Annotated in this window: 1 protein-coding gene; it reads left to right on the top strand. The window is 64.4% G+C overall.

Annotated features, from left to right (window positions below; translation table 11 throughout):
* The coding region (locus tag IB255_RS30525; RefSeq protein WP_412548142.1) for a phospholipid carrier-dependent glycosyltransferase at nucleotides 1-449 on the top strand (449 nt) is incomplete at both ends.

The following is a 449-nucleotide window of genomic DNA, read 5'->3' on the forward strand; positions in this document are numbered from 1 at the left end:
GCTGTACCTGAGCTTTGGCCTGGTCGCCGGGCAAGCCGGGTACTCCAACCTCGATCCGCAATTCACCTTCTGGGTCAACCTCAGCCTGGTCGCACTGTGGTTTGCCCTCGACAACACCACCACCCGTGGTCGCCTGGCCGCGTGGACAATGTTGGGCGGGGCCTGCGCCATGGGCTTCATGACCAAGGGTTTCCTGGCCTGGGCGCTGCCGGTGCTGATCGCCGTGCCCTACATGCTCTGGCAGCGGCGTCTGGGCGAGTTGTTGCGCTATGGCCCGCTGGCCATGGCGGTGGCGCTGCTACTGTGCCTGCCCTGGGTATGGGCGATCCATGTGCAAGAACCGGACTACTGGCGGTTCTTTTTCTGGAACGAACATGTCCGCCGCTTCAGCGGAGCCACCGCACAACACGCCCGGCCGTGGTGGTTCTTCCTGCCGATCATGGTGGTGG

The organism is Pseudomonas sp. PDM22 (genome assembly GCF_014851965.1).
GTDB lineage: Bacteria > Pseudomonadota > Gammaproteobacteria > Pseudomonadales > Pseudomonadaceae > Pseudomonas.